Annotated in this window: 13 protein-coding genes; 8 read left to right on the forward strand and 5 right to left on the reverse strand. The window is 55.7% G+C overall.

All coding sequences use genetic code 11. The features are described from left to right. The first annotated feature begins 64 nt into the window (after positions 1 to 64). Positions 65 to 2,086 carry a DNA helicase Rep gene (rep, locus tag VZP09_RS21470; RefSeq protein WP_004181641.1) on the forward strand — a complete coding sequence of 674 codons (2,022 nt, stop codon included), beginning with the start codon at positions 65 to 67 and terminating at the stop codon, positions 2,084 to 2,086. A gap of 4 nt (positions 2,087 to 2,090) precedes the next feature. Here rep and VZP09_RS21475 read toward each other — a convergent pair whose 3' ends face one another. The 5 genes from VZP09_RS21475 to rhlB form a co-directional block, all read right to left on the reverse strand. After that, positions 2,091 to 2,813, reverse strand: coding sequence for a DUF554 domain-containing protein (locus VZP09_RS21475; RefSeq protein WP_002883185.1), 723 nt, complete (start codon positions 2,811 to 2,813; stop codon positions 2,091 to 2,093). Positions 2,814 to 2,875: 62 nt separating this feature from the next. Next, entirely contained in the window at positions 2,876 to 3,874 is a 999-nt protein-coding gene (locus tag VZP09_RS21480; protein ID WP_021469958.1) for an amidohydrolase family protein, read from the reverse strand. 130 nt (positions 3,875 to 4,004) lie between these two features. Next, positions 4,005 to 4,931, reverse strand: coding sequence for a LysR family transcriptional regulator (locus tag VZP09_RS21485; RefSeq protein ID WP_002883211.1), 927 nt, complete (start codon positions 4,929 to 4,931; stop codon positions 4,005 to 4,007). 19 nt (positions 4,932 to 4,950) lie between these two features. Next, the gene (gppA, locus tag VZP09_RS21490; protein WP_004150419.1) at positions 4,951 to 6,459 is read right to left on the reverse strand and encodes a guanosine-5'-triphosphate,3'-diphosphate diphosphatase; all 1,509 of its coding nucleotides are present in this window, start codon (positions 6,457 to 6,459) and stop codon (positions 4,951 to 4,953) included. 118 nt (positions 6,460 to 6,577) lie between these two features. Next, a complete protein-coding gene (gene rhlB, locus VZP09_RS21495) occupies positions 6,578 to 7,843 on the reverse strand; it encodes an ATP-dependent RNA helicase RhlB (protein WP_002883222.1) in 1,266 nt (421 codons plus the stop codon). Between the two features lie 341 nt (positions 7,844 to 8,184). Between rhlB and trxA the strand changes: the two genes are divergently transcribed. The 7 genes from trxA (at position 8,185) to rffG (ending at position 16,018) form a co-directional block, all read left to right on the forward strand. After that, positions 8,185 to 8,514, forward strand: coding sequence for a thioredoxin TrxA (gene trxA / locus VZP09_RS21500; RefSeq protein WP_328795401.1), 330 nt, complete (start codon positions 8,185 to 8,187; stop codon positions 8,512 to 8,514). A 330-nt stretch (positions 8,515 to 8,844) separates the two neighbouring features. Continuing rightward, positions 8,845 to 10,104 carry a transcription termination factor Rho gene (gene rho, locus VZP09_RS21505; RefSeq protein ID WP_002883293.1) on the forward strand — a complete coding sequence of 420 codons (1,260 nt, stop codon included), beginning with the start codon at positions 8,845 to 8,847 and terminating at the stop codon, positions 10,102 to 10,104. Positions 10,105 to 10,344: 240 nt separating this feature from the next. Next, the gene (gene wecA / locus VZP09_RS21510) at positions 10,345 to 11,448 is read left to right on the forward strand and encodes a UDP-N-acetylglucosamine--undecaprenyl-phosphate N-acetylglucosaminephosphotransferase (protein ID WP_002883295.1); all 1,104 of its coding nucleotides are present in this window, start codon (positions 10,345 to 10,347) and stop codon (positions 11,446 to 11,448) included. A 13-nt stretch (positions 11,449 to 11,461) separates the two neighbouring features. Next, complete coding sequence (gene wzzE / locus VZP09_RS21515) at positions 11,462 to 12,508, forward strand: ECA polysaccharide chain length modulation protein (RefSeq protein ID WP_002883296.1); 1,047 nt, start codon at positions 11,462 to 11,464, stop codon at positions 12,506 to 12,508. 56 nt (positions 12,509 to 12,564) lie between these two features. After that, positions 12,565 to 13,695, forward strand: coding sequence for a non-hydrolyzing UDP-N-acetylglucosamine 2-epimerase (gene wecB, locus VZP09_RS21520; RefSeq protein WP_002883297.1), 1,131 nt, complete (start codon positions 12,565 to 12,567; stop codon positions 13,693 to 13,695). After that, the gene (gene wecC, locus VZP09_RS21525; RefSeq protein ID WP_004186361.1) at positions 13,692 to 14,954 is read left to right on the forward strand and encodes a UDP-N-acetyl-D-mannosamine dehydrogenase; all 1,263 of its coding nucleotides are present in this window, start codon (positions 13,692 to 13,694) and stop codon (positions 14,952 to 14,954) included. The genes wecB and wecC overlap by 4 nt, the downstream gene beginning before the upstream one ends. After that, entirely contained in the window at positions 14,951 to 16,018 is a 1,068-nt protein-coding gene (gene rffG, locus VZP09_RS21530; RefSeq protein ID WP_032415958.1) for a dTDP-glucose 4,6-dehydratase, read from the forward strand. The genes wecC and rffG overlap by 4 nt, the downstream gene beginning before the upstream one ends. Positions 16,019 to 16,027: the final 9 nt, after the last annotated feature.

A 16,027-nucleotide genomic window follows, 5' to 3' on the forward strand; every position in this document is an offset into this window, starting at 1 on the left:
AGTAAATCTCGGCTCCGCTTTCTGCTACAATCCCCACCCCGTTCGAAGATTGAGCAAGACTCCCATGCGTTTAAACCCTGGCCAACAACAAGCCGTCGAATTCGTCACCGGACCGTGCCTGGTGCTGGCGGGCGCCGGTTCCGGTAAGACCCGCGTTATTACGAATAAAATCGCCCACCTGATCCGCGGCTGCGGCTATCAGGCGCGCCATATCGCGGCCGTGACCTTTACCAACAAAGCCGCGCGCGAGATGAAAGAGCGCGTTGGGCAAACGCTGGGGCGCAAAGAGGCGCGTGGGCTGATGATTTCCACCTTCCACACTTTGGGGCTGGATATCATTAAGCGCGAATACGCTGCGCTGGGTATGAAGTCTAACTTTTCCTTATTCGACGATACCGACCAGGTGGCGCTGCTTAAGGAACTGACCGAAGGGTTGATCGAAGATGACAAAGTGGTGCTTCAGCAGCTGATCTCGACGATCTCCAACTGGAAAAACGATCTAAAAACCCCGGCGCAGGCCGCCGCTGGCGCGAAAGGCGAACGGGATCGTATTTTCGCCCACTGCTATGGGCTATACGACGCGCACATGAAGGCCTGCAATGTCCTCGATTTTGACGATCTGATCCTGCTGCCAACGCTGCTGCTGCAGCGCAACGAGGAGGTGCGCGAGCGCTGGCAAAATAAGATCCGCTACCTGCTGGTGGATGAGTATCAGGATACCAATACCAGCCAGTATGAGCTGGTGAAACTGCTGGTGGGTCAGCGGGCGCGCTTTACCGTGGTGGGCGATGACGACCAGTCGATCTACTCCTGGCGCGGCGCGCGGCCGCAGAACCTGGTGCTGCTCAGCCAGGACTTCCCGGCGCTGCAGGTGATCAAGCTTGAGCAGAACTACCGCTCATCCGGGCGTATTCTGAAAGCCGCCAACATTTTGATCGCCAATAACCCTCACGTCTTTGAAAAGCGGCTGTTCTCCGAACTGGGATATGGCGCAGAGCTGAAAGTGCTCTCCGCCAACAATGAAGATCATGAAGCGGAGCGCGTGGCCGGGGAGCTGATCGCCCACCACTTCATTAATAAAACCAATTACAAAGACTACGCGATCCTTTATCGCGGCAATCACCAGTCGCGGGTCTTTGAAAAGATGCTGATGCAGAACCGCATCCCGTACAAAATCTCCGGCGGCACGTCGTTCTTTTCGCGTCCGGAAATTAAAGATCTGCTGGCCTATCTGCGCGTGCTGACCAACCCGGACGACGACAGCGCCTTCCTGCGTATCGTCAACACGCCGAAGCGCGAGATCGGCCCGGCGACGCTGCAAAAGCTCGGTGAGTGGGCGATGGGCCGCAACAAAGGATTGTTCACCGCCAGCTTTGATATGGGTCTCAGCCAGACGCTGACCGGGCGCGGCTATGAATCCCTCACCCGCTTCACCCACTGGCTACGCGAGATCCAGCAGCTGGCCGAACGCGAGCCGGTCAACGCCGTGCGCGATTTGATTCGCGGGATCGACTACGAATCCTGGCTGTATGAAACCTCGCCCAGCCCGAAAGCCGCGGAAATGCGCATGAAAAACGTCAACCAGCTGTTTACCTGGATGACCGAGATGCTGGAAGGCAGCGAAATCGATGAGCCGATGACCCTGACCCAGGTGGTCACCCGCTTTACCCTGCGCGACATGATGGAGCGCGGCGAATCGGATGAAGAGCTGGATCAGGTGCAGCTGATGACTCTCCATGCGTCAAAGGGGCTGGAGTTCCCCTACGTTTATCTGGTGGGAATGGAAGAGGGATTGCTGCCGCACCAAAGCAGCATTGATGAAGATAACGTCGATGAAGAGCGACGGTTAGCCTACGTTGGCATCACCCGTGCGCAGAAAGAGCTGACCTTTACGCTCTGTAAGGAGCGCCGGCAATATGGCGAGCTGGTGCGTCCTGAACCGAGTCGTTTTCTGCTGGAGCTCCCTCAGGACGACCTTATCTGGGAGCAGGCACGCAAAACCATTACGCCTGAAGAGCGGATGCAAAAAGGCCAGGCCAACGTCGCTAATATTCGGGCGATGCTGGCAAAGGCGAAAAAAGCTTAGCGTCTCAGGCGATAAACTGCTGCCAGGCGGCGGAGAAGGGCATCACCAGTATTAGCGAGGGCAGCATATTGGCGGTAGGGAAGGCACGGATCCCGCACAGACGGAAACCGGTCGCCAGCATAATGATGCCGCCGCAGGCGGTGAAGTCGGCGATCATCGACGGATTGATTAACGCCATGATAAAGGTTGCCGCGAAAAACAGGATAACGAAAACAATCAGCTGGGGAATAAAGATCACGGTGATGATATACCCCAGCGTGGAGGCGAAAATCGCGGCAGTAAAAAAGTCGAGGATCGACTTGGTCAGCAGAATGGTCGGGTCGCCGGTCATCCCTTCGGTTAAGGCGCCGAAGATGCCGGTACCGCTGGCGCAGAACAGGATCAGCACGGCGATAAACTGATTCATAAAATCTTCCGCACCGACGCTGGCGCTGGACTGCGCCGGAAAGATACGTTCAATGGGGCTGCGCAGCGTTGTTCCGGCTCGTTCAATCCATTTTTCAATATTCAACAGGCCGCCGATAATCGTGCCGACAATAATAGCCAGGGCAATCGGCGGCAGGTTATGCAATTTATTGACAAAGAATATGCCCATACTGATTGAGATCAGTCCGGCGATCAACGGTAAGGTTTTTTTGAAATGTTCCGGAATAAAACGATTCAGTGAAGCGCCCGCCAGCGCACCAACGAGAAGCGAGCCGCTACAGACAAATATACCTATAGCCATAATTTATTTTCCCTAATAAAAATCAGGGCCTGAATATACAGGCCCTGAAATATTTGAATTAATTATTTAATGTTAAATACGCGGCTGGCATTACCCCAGGCGATTTTCTCTTTCAGGCCTGCTTCAAGTTCTAAAGGATCAAACCAGTCGCAGGCCTGATGAATATCTTCATACGGATAATCGACAGAGAACATCACGCGATCGGCGCCCATGACTTCAATAGCATTATTCAGTGAATGGGTATTGAAATGGCCGCTGGTGGTAACGATGAAGTTATTCTGCAGGTAGTGCATTAACGGTTTTTCCGCTTTACCCAGACCGCAGCCGAAACGCTGACGATAGAGACGATGTTGAGTGCGCGGCAGCATATGTACCAGCCCTTCGCCGAGGTGACCCAGCACCATATTGAGGTTAGGATAACGATCGAACAGACCGCTCATCATCAGACGAATAGCATGCACTGCCGTTTCCTGAGCGAAGCCCCAGGCGGAGCCGATCAGGCTTTCGTAACCGGTATAGATGCCACGCGCCGGGCCTTCCAGCGGTTCACGAGGATGCAGATAGACAGGCACGTTCAGCTCGTTGACCTTATCCCAGAATACCAGCATGGATTCGTCATCAAGATACAGGCCATGCTCGCTATCTTTAACGTTGGTGTAGCCGTTGATCAGCGCACCTTTCATGCCTAACTTTTTCACGGCGCGCTCCAGCTCTTCCGCCGCGGCTTCCGGGTTCTGCAATGCCAGGGTGGCGAAGGCGCTGAATTTGTCCGGATTTGGCTTAACATAATTCTCAACGATAAAATCGTTGGTATCGCGGGCAAAAGAGACGGCTTTGGCTTTATCTAAAATAGACTGGGCGCCAGGTGAAGTCAGAGAAAGAATTACATGATCAATATGACGCTGCGCCATTTCTTCCAGCTGAATGCTGCGATCCAGCAGGCGGCGTTCAACATCTTTCATATATTCTGTGCCGTTACGACCTGCTTCACCAGATGAATCCCACAGACGGTTATTTTCAGGAGTGGATACGTGTTCTTCTAAAGCAATTTTTCCGCGCATGATATTTTCCTTGCGATATGAGTCAGTGTGGCTTGATGCGAGGAGAATAAAAGCTTTCACGTATTACCAGCAATAAACCAAACGTAATAGGGGTTATTAATAAAACCAATACACGGGCGTATTTTGTTACTTAGATTTTAATAGAAGTACTCTGCTGTGCGGGATCGGCAAGCGTAGCGATCAGCGAGCGTAGCCAGATATGTCCGGGATCGCGGTGCAGCCGCTGATGCCAGACCTGACGGATGGCGATTTTGGCGAGGGGAAAAGGCAGCGGCCAGCTGCGGCAGGGATAGCGCCGGGTGATATGCCGCGCCACCTGTTCCGGGACGACGGCAATCATATCGCTTTCGGCCACCAGCTCACCGGTACCTAAAAAACTTGGTAACGTTAGCGCAATGCGCCGGGGCATGTGGTGCTCATCAAGCAGCTTATCCATATCGCCATGGGCAGTCCCCTCCACGCGGATCGCCAGATGCTTTTCCTGGCGCCAGTCTTCGGCGCGGAGCTGTGCGCGAATGCGAGGATGGTTTTCCGCAGCCAGGCAGACATATGATTGATCGAAGAGATGTTGCTGGTAGACGCTTTCCGGAAGCTGCGTCAGATAGCCGATCGCGAGATCGCATTTCCCGGATTCGAGGGCGTTGAGGGTCTGCTCATCCAGATTCTGTACCGTAAAGGTGATCCCGTCCGCCGCCTGCTGCTGGAGCGCAATTTGCAATAAAGGCAGCAGCGTCATTTGGCTGATATCGGTCATACCGATCGTAAAATTACGCTGGCTCTGCTGGGGAAGAAATTCAGGTTTGACCGCTAAATCGTTATCGGCAAGCTGGAGAAGAGTCGAGATGGTGGGGGCGATCGCGTCCGCTCGCGGCGTCGGGATCATCCGCTGCCCGACCCGGACAAACAGCGGGTCAGCAAAATGATCTCGTAGTTTTTTCAGCAAAAGGCTGCCGGTGGGCTGGCTGATATCGAGCGCGTCCGCTGCTGGGGAAACATTGCCCAAGCGGTAGAGCGCAGAGAAAAAGCGTAGCGATTTGAAATCCAGTTCTTCCCGCATCCGCCCTCCTGGCTGGATATTATTTCAGCGTATCGCCGCTGGCGACCCGAAGTATCCAGTGGACGTAGCTTTGCCACTGACACTCCTGATCGACCATCTCCCGACCCAGCGGATGTTCATCCAGCCAGTTTCCCGGCAATATCAGCGTCAGTTGTTCGTCTTGAGCGGTCAGCTGAATGGCGGGCAACAGATCGTCGCGCCGCCGGCTGGCAAACAGGATTGCCAGTCGCAGCAGACGACACAGATGCTCAGCCACCCGCGGCGGGACGGCATTCTGTTGATGAAGCGAAGAGAGGTCGATAGCGTTAGTCTGGTTAAGGAGCAGCGTGGCAATCAGCTTCTTCTGCGCCGGGGTAAACCCCGGCAGGTCGAGGTTATTGACCAGATAGGCGGCGTGCTGCGGCGCGCGCTTAAAATCCACGCTCAGCCCAATCTCATGCAGCGCACAGGCGCTAAGGAGTAAATCACGGCTTAGCGGATCCAGCTCCCAGCTGCCATCCAACTGACTGAGCAGATGACTGGCAAGGCCGCCGACGCGCTGGGCCTGTTCGGTGTCGATCATAAAACGACGCTGAATATTACGCAGCGTGCGGCTGCGGATGTCCTGCTCAACGGAGAGATGCAGCATGCCGTACACCAGGCCTTCGCGTAACGCGCCGCCCGCGAGGGTCATACACTGAATATTCAGTTCGCTGAAGATAGCGATCAGGATCGCCAGCCCGCTAGGAAACACCAGCGCCCGCTCAAGGGTTAAGCCTTCGATCTCCAGCTCTTCCAGACGTCCGCACTGGATAGCGCGCTGTTTAAGCTGCTGGAGTTTGGCGAGGGTGATTCGTTCATCCATCCCCTGCGCCATCATAATTTCCTGCAGAGCCTGAACGGTGCCGGAGGCGCCAACGCACACTTTCCATCCGTGATAGCGCAGCACATCGGCGACGGGCAGTAGTACCTCGCGCGCAGCCGCTTCGGCGAGATCGAAATTCTCTTTCGTCAGACTACGGTCGGCAAAATAGCGTTCAAGCCAGGTGACACAGCCCATCGACAGGCTAAACAGCGAGGTTGTTTGTGCGCCGGTCCCGGTCACCAGCTCGGTGCTGGCACCGCCGATATCGACCACCAGGCGCTGATCGGCGCCGCCGGTGGTGTGGGCGACACCCTGGTAAATCAGGCGCGCTTCTTCTTCGCCGCTGATCACTTGCACTGGAGTGCCGAGGATCTCCTGCGCTTTCGCCAGAAACTCCCCCGCATTGACGGCAAGACGCAGCGTGGCGGTGGCCACGACGCGGATTTGCGTCGGCGGAATATCCTGCAGGCGCTCGGCAAACAGGCGTAAGCACTGCCAGCCCCGTTCCATCGCTTCTGCGGAGAGGGTGTTGTCGCTATTCAGGCCGGCGGCCAGTCGAACCTTACGCTTAATGCGGCTCAGCGTCTGGATGCTGCCCGCCACCTCGCGCACCACCAACATATGGAAACTATTGGAGCCCAAATCAATGGCGGCATATAGCGAGGTGGAGCTCATACTCTTCATCGTTCAGAAGGCTCCCTGGTCGGCGGGGCGCTTAGGCCCGATCCACATCACTGAGCGGGGCGCCAGAGGAAGGTCGCCCTGGCAGATTCTGAATGACTGAGCGTATGGCATAGATCTCTTAACCTGAACGACGACGATTGCGCGGTGGACCGTTACGGCGCGGGCCGTTGCCTGGGCGCGCACGGGTCAGACGCAGCGGCTTAGGCAGGTCGGTCATCAGCGCGTCCGGGTTGTACTTACTGACCGGAATTGAGTGACCAATATAGGTTTCGATCGCCGGCAGATTCAGCGCATACTCTTCGCAGGCGAGGCTAATGGAGTGACCGCTGGCGCCAGCGCGACCGGTACGGCCGATGCGGTGAACGTAATCTTCGCAGTCGTCCGGCAGATCGTAGTTAAAGACGTGAGTCACGGCCGGAATATGTAAGCCACGGGCGGCAACATCGGTCGCGACCAGAATATCGAGGTCGCCACGGGTAAATTCTTCGAGAATGCGCAGACGTTTTTTCTGCGCCACGTCGCCGGTCAGCAGACCTACGCGATGGCCGTCGGCGGCGAGATGGCCCCAGATATCTTCGCAGCGGTGCTTGGTATTGGCGAAAACGATGGCGCGATCGGGCCACTCTTCTTCCAGCAGCGTCTGCAGCAGGCGCATTTTTTCTTCATTGGAAGGGTAGAAGAGCTCTTCTTTAATACGGTGGCCTGTCTTCTGTTCCGGCTCGACTTCAACGTACTCGGCGTTATTCATTTGTTCGAACGCCAGTTCGCGGACGCGATAAGAAAGGGTCGCGGAGAACAGCATGTTCAGGCGCTGAGTGGCCGGCGGCATGCGGCGGAACAGCCAGCGGATATCTTTAATAAAGCCGAGATCGTACATGCGATCGGCTTCGTCCAGCACGACAACCTGAATGGCGCCGAGGTTAATGTGGTTCTGCTTCGCGTAATCGATCAGACGACCAGTGGTGCCGATCAGAATATCGACGCCGCTTTCCAGCACTTTCAACTGCTTATCGTAGCCGTCGCCGCCGTAAGCCAGACCCAGCTTCAGACCGGTGGCCTGCGCCAGTGGCTCAGCGTCGGCGTGGATCTGTACCGCCAGTTCACGCGTCGGCGCCATAATCAGCGCGCGCGGTTGGTTAACCTGGCGATCGGCGATAGCCGGGTGAGAGAGAAGATAATGAAACGTTGACGTCAGGAACGCCATCGTTTTACCGGTACCGGTTTGCGCCTGCCCGGCGACATCGCGGCCTTCCAGCGTCAGCGGAAGGGCGAGGGCCTGAATGGGTGTGCAATTATGAAACCCTTTCTTTTCAAGGGCTTCAATGACTGCCGGGTGCAGGGCGAAGTCGGAAAACTTCTGTTCTGTTAAATGTGTTTTGCTCATAGTGTGGTAGAATATCAGCTAACTATTGCATTAAGAAAGCGTATCCGGTGAAATAACGTCAACCTTTCGTTGGCGGTGTACGAAATTATTCAAGGTACGTCTACGGTAACTGAACGAATCCAGGATAGCTTAGACTACTAAGCGAGTCGGGAGCGATAAATCTGCAGCATGCAGTTCGCGTTCGGGCACCCTGGCGTCAACAGGCGAGTCCATGATGGATTGCGCCAGTTGGCAGGCCAGAGAATTGAGGTATCCTGAAGAATAGCGTGCATAACGTAGCCGCAGCGCGTCGTTGATGGCTACGACACCAACACACCAGGCTTATTCCTGTGGAGTTAAATATGAGCGATAAAATTATTCACCTGACTGACGACAGTTTTGACACGGACGTACTCAAGGCTGACGGGCTGACCCTCGTCGATNTCTGGGCAGAGTGGTGTGGTCCGTGCAAAATGATCGCCCCGATTCTGGATGAGATCGCTGAAGAGTATCAGGGCAAACTGACCGTAGCTAAGCTGAACATTGACCAGAACCCGGGCACTGCGCCGAAATACGGCATTCGCGGTATCCCAACCCTGCTGCTGTTTAAAAACGGCGAAGTGGCGGCCACTAAAGTTGGCGCACTGTCCAAGGGTCAGCTGAAAGAGTTCCTCGACGCTAACCTGGCGTAAGCGAATTGCTGTTCCGGCGTCCAGATTCCTATTTTTTGCGGAACTCTGGACGCCCGGCTGGAGTCGTGCTAAGTTAATCCACAGACTTCGTTTTAAACATACCTTGTTTGAATCTTGTTTTACCCGAAGCATCCCGCATAAATGCGCGTGAAGCTAATAATTCCGGGCTTTTCACTCATTCCGTCTAGTCGTTTCAGTTCTGCGTTCTTTCCTGTGACCAGGCAACGTACAGACACGAGATGAAGGCCGTTAACAGGCATGGAAGTTCCTGCCATACCATTCACAACATTAAGTTCGAGATTTACCCCGAGTTTAAGAACCCACACCACTATGAATCTTACCGAATTAAAGAATACGCCGGTTTCTGAGCTGATTACTCTCGGCGAAAATATGGGGCTGGAAAACCTGGCTCGTATGCGTAAGCAGGATATTATTTTTGCCATCCTCAAGCAGCATTCGAAGAGTGGCGAAGATATCTTTGGCGACGGCGTACTGGAGATACTGCAGGATGGATTTGGATTCCTCCGCTCCGCAGACAGCTCCTACCTCGCCGGCCCTGACGACATCTACGTATCCCCCAGCCAAATCCGCCGTTTCAACCTCCGCACTGGTGACACCATTTCCGGTAAGATTCGTCCTCCGAAAGAGGGTGAACGTTACTTTGCGCTGCTGAAAGTTAACGAAGTTAACTACGACAAGCCGGAAAACGCGCGTAACAAGATCCTGTTCGAGAACTTAACGCCGCTGCACGCGAACTCTCGCCTGCGTATGGAGCGTGGTAACGGTTCTACCGAAGACTTAACCGCTCGCGTACTGGATCTGGCCTCCCCGATTGGCCGCGGCCAGCGTGGCCTCATCGTCGCGCCGCCGAAAGCCGGTAAAACCATGCTGCTGCAGAACATCGCGCAGAGCATCGCATACAACCACCCGGACTGTGTCCTGATGGTACTGCTGATCGACGAACGTCCGGAAGAAGTGACCGAGATGCAGCGTCTGGTGAAAGGTGAAGTGGTTGCTTCCACCTTTGACGAGCCGGCATCCCGTCACGTGCAGGTTGCCGAGATGGTTATTGAGAAAGCGAAACGTCTGGTTGAACACAAGAAAGACGTTATCATCCTGCTCGACTCTATTACCCGTCTGGCGCGTGCCTACAACACCGTGGTTCCGGCTTCCGGTAAAGTGTTGACCGGTGGTGTGGACGCCAACGCCCTGCACCGTCCGAAGCGTTTCTTTGGTGCGGCACGTAACGTCGAGGAGGGCGGTAGCCTGACCATCATCGCCACGGCGCTGATCGACACCGGTTCCAAAATGGACGAAGTTATCTACGAAGAGTTTAAAGGCACCGGTAACATGGAACTGCACCTCTCTCGTAAGATTGCTGAAAAACGCGTCTTCCCGGCTATCGACTACAACCGTTCCGGTACCCGTAAAGAAGAGCTGCTTACCACTCAGGAAGAGCTGCAGAAAATGTGGATCCTGCGCAAAATTATCCATCCGATGGGTGAGATTGATGCGATGGAATTCCTCATCAATAAGCTGGCAATGACCAAGACGAATGATGACTTCTTCGATATGATGAAGCGCTCGTAAGGTAAAAAAAGCCAAAAACGCCACGCCTTTGCGTGGCGTTTTCATTTTGGGGTTTGTATGATCCAGAGACAGAGAAAGCGGGACGAAAGTTGTCGTATAATGGCGCCGGATAGCAGGCGGAGACAGCTTTAACAGACTAAAATCTATACAATAAATTTGTAATGTTCTGCTTTTCCCCTTCTGGAGTTGGGGCATCATCGCTATACTTCCCGGATTAACTATGCTGAGAGCACATGCGTTGTGAATTTACTCACTGCTATTACTGAATTAATCAGTATTTTCTTATTCACGACCCTCTTTATTTTTGTCGCGCGGAAAGTGGCAAAAAAGATCGGGTTAGTGGATAAACCCAACTATCGCAAACGGCATCAGGGGTTGATTCCGTTGGTCGGTGGTATCTCAGTTTATGCAGGTATCTGTTTCACTTTCGCCATCGCCGATTATTATATTCCTCACGCCTCGCTGTATCTGGCCTGCGCGGGGGTATTGGTGCTGGTTGGCGCGCTTGACGATCGCTTCGACATCAGCGTGAAAATTCGCGCGGTCATTCAGGCCGCGATCGCCGTGATTATGATGATGGCAGGGAATCTGCATCTGAGTAGTTTGGGCTTTATTTTTGGATCGTGGGAACTGGTGCTGGGGCCCTTCGGCTTCTTCCTGACGCTGTTTGCCGTCTGGGCCGCTATCAATGCGTTCAACATGGTCGATGGTATCGACGGCCTGCTCGGCGGACTGTCATCGGTCTCTTTTGCGGCGACCGGGATTATCCTTTGGTTTGATGGTCAGTACAGCCTGGCGATGTGGTGTTTCGCGATGATCGCCGCCATTCTACCCTATATTCTTCTCAATCTTGGCGCCCTCGGCCGCCGCTATAAAGTCTTTATGGGTGACGCCGGCAGCACGATGATTGGCTTCACCATCATCTGGATCCTGCTGGAAACCACGCAAGGTAAAACGCATCCCATTAGCCCGGTGACCGCGCTGTGGATTATCGCTATCCCGCTGATGGACATGGTGGCGATTATGTATCGCCGCCTGCGCAAAGGCATGAGTCCTTTCTCACCGGACCGTCAGCATATTCATCATTTGATCATGCGCGCCGGGTTTACTTCCCGCCAGGCGTTTGTCCTGATTACCCTGGCCGCCGCCCTGCTGGCGCTGGTTGGCGTCGTGGCGGAATACACCCGCATTGTGCCGGAATGGGTGATGTTAATTCTCTTTTTGGTAGCCTTCTTTCTTTATGGCTACTGTATTAAGCGCGCCTGGAAAGTGGCGCGCCTGGTTAAGCGCATCAGACGCAGAATTCGGCGACACAGCGGCAATAATCCGAAACTAACCAAGTAGAGCTGGGGATGTGATGACTCAACCATTACCGGGAGCACAAGCAGTGAACGTTGAGAACGAGCTGGATATTCGCGGGCTGTTTCGCGCTTTATGGGCAGGAAAAGGCTGGATAGTCGGCGGCGCCGTACTCTTCGCCGCCATCGTGCTGGTGTACACCTTCTTTGCTCGCCAGGAGTGGAGCGCCACGGCGATCACCGATCGGCCTACTGTCAATATGTTGGGGGGATACTATTCCCAACAGCAGTTCTTACGCAATCTGGACATTAAAGCCGACCTCGCCTCGGTCGACCAGCCTTCCGCCATGGATGAAGCGTATAAAGAGTTCATCATGCAGCTGGCCTCCTGGGATACCCGGCGCGATTTCTGGCTGCAAACGGACTACTACAAGCAGCGTCAGTCGGGTAATGCCCGCGCTGATGCGGCGATGCTGGATGACCTGATTAACAATATCCAGTTTATGCCAGGCGATGCGGCCAAGAGCATTAACGACAGCGTCAAACTGACCGCCGAGACCGGGCAGGATGCCAATAATCTGTTGCGTCAGTATGTGGCCTTCGCCAGCCAGCGGGCGGCAGGCCATCTTAACGACGAACTTAAAGGCGCCTGGGCGGCGCGGACGGTGCAGATGAAGGCGCAGGTGAAGCGCCAGGAAGAGGTGGCCGAGGCCATCTTCAACCGCCGGACGCACAGCGTGGAGCAGGCGCTGAAGGTGGCTCAGCAGCACAATATTTCACGTAGCGAAACGGATGTTCCTGCCGATCAGTTGCCGGATTCAGAGCTATTTTTATTGGGCAGGCCGATGCTGCAGGCCAGGCTGGAAAACCTGCAGGCCGTCGGGCCGGAATATGACCTCGATTACGACCAGAACCGCGCCATGCTGAGCACGTTGAACGTCGGTCCAACGTTAGATCCGCGTTTTCAGACTTACCGGTATTTGCGGACGCCGGAAGAACCTGTAAAACGCGATAGCCCGCGCCGTGTATTTCTGATGGTGATGTGGGGGATTGTGGGTGCGCTCATCGGCGCAGGCGTGGCGTTATCGCGTCGTCGTGTCCTGTGATTGCGGCCTGTGGTGAAGGGCAGATGACCTTCATCGCCTAATCGAAGAGAATCGATGTGAAAGTACTAACTGTATTTGGCACGAGGCCGGAAGCCATCAAGATGGCGCCTCTGGTCCATGCGCTGGCAAAGGATCCTCATTTTGAGGCGAAAGTATGCGTGACCGCGCAGCATCGGGAGATGCTCGATCAGGTGTTGAAACTTTTCTCTATTGTCCCGGACTACGATCTCAACATCATGAAGCCGGGGCAGGGGCTGACCGAGATCACCTGTCGCATCCTTGAAGGGCTTAAGCCGGTGCTGGAGTCGTTTAAACCCGACGTGGTGCTGGTGCATGGCGATACCACCACCACCATGGCGGCGAGCCTGGCGGCGTTTTACCAGCGGATACCGGTGGGTCACGTAGAGGCCGGCCTGCGCACCGGCGATTTAAGTTCGCCGTGGCCGGAAGAAGGCAACCGTACGTTGACCGGCCATCTGGCGACATACCATTTCGCCCCCACGGAAACCTCGCGGCAGAACCTGCTGCGGGAAAATATTGCCGACAGTCGGATCACGGTCACCGGGAATACGGTCATTGACGCCCTGTTCTGGGTGCGGGATCGGGTGCTGGGTGATGAAGCGCTACGGGAGACCCTGCTGCAGCGCTATCCTTTCATCAGCCACGGTAAAAAGATGATTCTGGTTACCGGCCACCGGCGGGAAAGCTTTGGGCTCGGTTTTGAACAGATCTGCCAGGCGCTGGCCGAGATAGCCCATACCCACCCTGAGGTGCAGATTGTCTATCCGGTTCACCTGAATCCTAATGTCAGCGAGCCGGTGAATCGTATTCTTGGTCATATTGACAATGTGATGTTGATTGAACCGCAGGATTACCTGCCGTTCGTCTGGCTGATGGATCGCGCCTGGCTGATCCTGACCGATTCCGGCGGCATTCAGGAAGAGGCCCCCTCGCTGGGTAAGCCGGTGCTGGTCATGCGCGATATGACCGAACGTCCGGAAGCGGTGGCCGCCGGCACCGTGTGTCTGGTGGGCACCGACAGCCAGCGCATCGTCGCGGAAGTGACGCGACTGCTGGAGGATGATGCTGCATACCAGGCGATGAGCCGCGCGCATAATCCCTATGGCGATGGCGAAGCATGTCGTCGCATTTTGTCTGCACTTAAAAATAATCAGGTAACGCTATGAGTTTTTCTACCATTTCAGTGATTGGCCTTGGCTATATCGGGCTGCCAACCGCTGCCGCGTTCGCCTCCCGGCAGAAGCGGGTGGTCGGCGTTGATGTTAATCAACATGCCGTGGAGACCATTAACCGTGGAGAGATTCATATCGTGGAGCCAGATCTGGCGAGCGTGGTGAAGACCGCGGTCGAGCAGGGGTATTTAAGCGCCACCACCACTCCGGTGGAGGCGGATGCTTACCTGATTGCCGTGCCGACGCCGTTTAAAGATCGCCACGAGCCGGATATGGTGTTTGTCGAGTCGGCCGCCAAATCCATTGCGCCGACGTTAAAGAAAGGGTCGCTGGTGATCCTCGAGTCCACCTCACCGGTCGGGTCGACCGAACAGATGGCCGAGTGGCTGGCGGAGATGCGCCCGGATCTTAGCTTCCCCCAGCAGGTGGGTGAAGCGGCGGACGTGAATATCGCCTACTGCCCGGAGCGGGTATTGCCCGGTCAGGTGATGGTCGAGCTGATTAAAAACGACCGCGTTATCGGCGGCATGTCGCCGGTCTGCTCCGCTCGCGCCAGCGAGCTGTATAAAATCTTCCTTGAAGGCGAATGCGTGGTGACCAACTCGCGCACCGCCGAGATGTGCAAGCTGACGGAAAACAGCTTCCGCGACGTCAACATCGCTTTTGCCAACGAACTGTCGCTGATTTGCGCCGACCAGGGGATTAACGTCTGGGAGCTGATCCGCCTGGCGAACCGCCATCCGCGCGTCAATATCCTGCAGCCGGGCCCGGGTGTTGGCGGCCACTGTATCGCCGTCGACCCATGGTTTATCGTGGCGCAAAACCCGCAGCAGGCGCGTCTGATCCGCACCGCTCGCGAGGTCAACGACCACAAGCCGGAATGGGTTATCGAACAGGTGAAAGCGCAGGTGGCTGACTGCCTGAATGCCACCAACAAGCGGGCCAGCGAACTGACGATCGCCTGTTTTGGCCTCGCTTTTAAACCGAATATTGACGACCTGCGCGAAAGTCCGGCGATGGAAATTGCCGCGCAGATTGCCCGCTGGCACAGCGGCACGACCCAGGTGGTTGAGCCCAACATTCACGCGCTGCCGAAGAAACTCGATGGACTGTGTACGCTGGCGACCCTTGAGGCGGCGCTGGCCAGCGCCGATGTGTTGGTGATGTTGGTCGATCATAACCAATTTAAAGCCGTTAGCGGCGATAGCGTCACCCAGGCGTTTATCGTCGACACCAAAGGAGTGTGGCGGTGAGAACCATTCTGGTCACCGGCGGCGCGGGCTTCATTGGTTCGGCGGTAGTGCGGGAGATTATCCAGCACACCGCCGATCGCGTGGTGGTGGTGGATAAACTGACCTACGCCGGCAATTTAATGTCGCTGGCGCCGGTGGCGCAGGATGCGCGTTTCGCCTTTGAACAGGTGGATATCTGCGACCGCGGCGAGCTGGATCGCATTTTTCGTCAGCATCAACCGGATACGGTGATGCACCTGGCGGCGGAAAGCCATGTCGATCGTTCGATTGACGGCCCGGCGGCGTTTATCGAGACCAATATCGTGGGCACCTATACGCTGCTGGAGGTGGCCCGTAGCTGGTGGAATACCCTGGCTACGGCGCAAAAATCGGCGTTTCGCTTCCATCACATCTCCACCGATGAAGTGTATGGCGATCTGCACGGCAGCGATGATTTCTTTACCGAGACCACGCCCTATGCGCCAAGCAGCCCCTATTCGGCTTCGAAAGCCAGCAGCGACCACCTGGTGCGCGCCTGGCTGCGAACCTATGGCCTGCCGACGCTTATCACCAACTGCTCAAATAACTACGGCCCGTATCACTTTCCCGAGAAGCTGATCCCGCTGACGATCCTTAACGCGCTGGCGGGCAAGCCGCTGCCGGTGTATGGCAATGGACAACAGATCCGCGACTGGCTGTACGTGGAAGATCACGCCAGAGCGCTGTATCTGGTGGCGACCCGCGGCGAACCGGGCGAAACTTACAATATCGGCGGTCATAACGAACGTAAAAATATCGAGGTGGTGGAAACCATTTGTCAGCTGCTGGAAGAGCTGGCGCCGGATAAGCCGCAGGGCGTGGCGCACTATCGCGATCTGATCGCCTTCGTTGCCGATCGTCCGGGCCACGATCTGCGCTATGCCATTGATGCCTCGAAGATTGCCCGCGAGCTGGGCTGGACGCCGGCAGAGACTTTCACCTCCGGTATGCGTAAGACCGTGGCGTGGTATCTGGCGAACGAGGCCTGGTGGCGTCAGGTTCAGGACGGAAGCTATCAGGGCGAGCGTCTTGGGCTGCAAAGCTAATCATCTCTG

Source organism: Klebsiella sp. EMBS2024 (assembly GCF_036233805.1).
Taxonomy (GTDB): Bacteria; Pseudomonadota; Gammaproteobacteria; order Enterobacterales; family Enterobacteriaceae; genus Klebsiella; species Klebsiella pneumoniae.